The organism is Acinetobacter sp. UBA3025, from assembly GCF_002367915.1.
Lineage (GTDB): Bacteria > Pseudomonadota > Gammaproteobacteria > Pseudomonadales > Moraxellaceae > Acinetobacter.
Map to the genome: position 1 here is coordinate 1 of NZ_DFDO01000228.1, position 2,232 is coordinate 2,232.

Here is a 2,232-nt window from a genome sequence, read left to right on the forward strand (position 1 = left end):
TCTCTAACCTTGCTCCATTATCTAAACGTTCCTATATAAACCACTTTATTTTTTATTACTAACAGAAGATCTATTATTTTTCTGTATTTCATACCAATTTAACACCTCCATATAATCAAAGTAGTTATGCGCTTTTTCACCATCTGACAGCTTAAAAGGTCTTGGAAAATCGGGATTCTTTGCGATCAAAAAGTTTAGTCCCGTCCTCGATAATCCTAATTTTTTTGCTACATCATTAAACTTTAAAGCGAACGGTTCACTTGCTTGAATTACAGTTGATTGTGGTATATTCATTTCCAACATAAGTATTTTTTCAAAAAAAGAAAAAATCATAGCAAACTAAAAAAAATATTTTTCCAACCGTCTCGATTCGTTCAATTTTGCTCAAAAATCAGAATGAAATTCATTTATGCACCACTGAAAAATCTCATCAACATCAAAGTACATCACTGCTTGTCGAGTCTCTCGATCTCTCATGGGTTTTGGAAAATTAGGAAAGGCATTTAGAAGTTTGATGAGTTGCTGACGATTAATTTCTAAAATTTCACATACTAAACTACTTGAACAACGCCATACATTTTCTTCACGAAGTTTGATTAAAGTTGGATTTATGTTCCTATGGGGATTTAGTAAAGGTTTCATAAAGTTATTACACCTATCAAAACTAATTAATATACACACATTAGAAAAATGACATCTTCAACCGTCCTATTTGGCAAAAAAAAGCCGAAAATAACGTTTCGGCTTTTAAAATTATAACAAGAACACGCTAATCAAATATTCTTTCGCCGCAGATCGAATCCAAGTGGTCAGCCCAAAATTGCATAATATCCACCCTTTCCCTTAAGTGAGCACCTTTATCATAGGCACCCTTCACACCTGACTTTTGATGAGACAATGCTGATTCAATCACTTGCTCTTTGTCGCTAAAAACATCATTCAAATAGGTACTCGCAATGTGCCGAAATCCATGAGGATCTTGCTTCCCCGCATACCCCATTCGTTTCAATGCTGAATTGAAGGTCACGTCAGATATAAATTTTTCATTTGAATTACTTCTTGATGGAAACAAATATTCATTGCCATCCCCTGAAATCTCTTTTAATCGAAGCAATAATTTAATTGCTTGCTTTGGTAACGGTATCGCATGAGCTATTCTCCTTTTCATAATATCTGCAGGTCTAAGCCATACGCTTGTTTCAAAATCAAATTGATCCCAACGTGCGGCTCTTAACTCACCAGGCCTAGGAAATAGCACTACTAGCAATTCGAGTCCAATACTAGTAGTTTCAGAGCGATAATTACGGATTGCATTAACAAGGTCTGGAAGTTCATCCATTACGACATGTTTCATTGAACCTGCAGTATGATTTGCTAGGCCTTTTCGTACTCTTGCAAGAGGGTTGTAGCTGATTAAATTATCATCAATTGCATAATCATACGCATTACGACAATACGAAATTAATTTTTCAAGACGATTAAATATCCCTTCATTTAATTGTTTTTTTCTGAAAAATTCTTTCCACTCAGACGCAGAAATTTCTTTAGATAGACGTTGACCAAATACTGGCAATATATGCCTTTCTATAGACTGATATTCTTTCTTAAAAGTTTTATCAGTCCATACACCTTTTTTCGTATTCATCCATTTAATCAGTAAATTACCAAACAACATATTCTCTTGTTGTTTCGCCTCCAATAACTTCTCATTTTTAGTTTTTAAAATAATTTCACCATTTTGATATTTAATCGCCAATGATCGTGCTTCTTTGACTGAGATTACGGGGTAACTTCCTAACCCAAGCCATGTCCACTTACCAACTGTACTCTTAAATCTTAACTGCCATGACTTTTTACCTGTTACACCAACTTTTAAATACAGACCTGAAACATCGGAAACTCTGTACTCAGATTCTTGTGCTTTTAACGCTGCATATTGGGTATCTGTGAGTAATTTAGATTTAGCCATAAAATTTTGATTTTCCTAGATTAAACTAGGCTCCTGTATCCTGAGTTCTATTTTTTATACAGGATACAAGCCAGGATACAAATAGGGTGTTTTTATACGAGTACACCTGAGTATTCTTAAGACATTAAAAAACCCTTAACTCTTTTAGAATTAAGGGTTTAAGTATGTATTTTACTATATAAATACATGAATTTGGTGGGCCCAGACAGACTTGAACTGTCGACCAACGGATTATGAGTCCGCTGCTCTAACCAACTGAGCTA

General features: G+C 34.5%; 3 protein-coding genes. All 3 read right to left on the reverse strand.

The genetic code is table 11. From position 1 onward, the window contains the following. Positions 1–45: 45 nt before the first annotated feature. The gene (locus B4J23_RS09660) at positions 46–294 is read right to left on the reverse strand and encodes a hypothetical protein (RefSeq protein ID WP_291360282.1); all 249 of its coding nucleotides are present in this window, start codon (positions 292–294) and stop codon (positions 46–48) included. Between the two features lie 90 nt (positions 295–384). Continuing rightward, positions 385–642, reverse strand: coding sequence for a hypothetical protein (locus B4J23_RS09665; RefSeq protein WP_082180566.1), 258 nt, complete (start codon positions 640–642; stop codon positions 385–387). A gap of 127 nt (positions 643–769) precedes the next feature. Further along, positions 770–1,969 (reverse strand): tyrosine-type recombinase/integrase, encoded by a 1,200-nt coding sequence (locus B4J23_RS09670; RefSeq protein ID WP_148334534.1) that lies wholly within the window; start codon positions 1,967–1,969, stop codon positions 770–772. Positions 1,970–2,232 lie beyond the last annotated feature (263 nt).

Bases quoted from the DNA above. Each gene is read 5' to 3' on its own strand.
- B4J23_RS09665 (WP_082180566.1), bottom strand. From the start codon at position 642: ATGAAACCTTTACTAAATCCCCATAGGAACATAAATCCAACTTTAATC.
- B4J23_RS09670 (WP_148334534.1), bottom strand. From the start codon at position 1,969: ATGGCTAAATCTAAATTACTCACAGATACCCAATATGCAGCGTTAAAA.
- B4J23_RS09660 (WP_291360282.1), bottom strand. From the start codon at position 294: ATGAATATACCACAATCAACTGTAATTCAAGCAAGTGAACCGTTCGCT.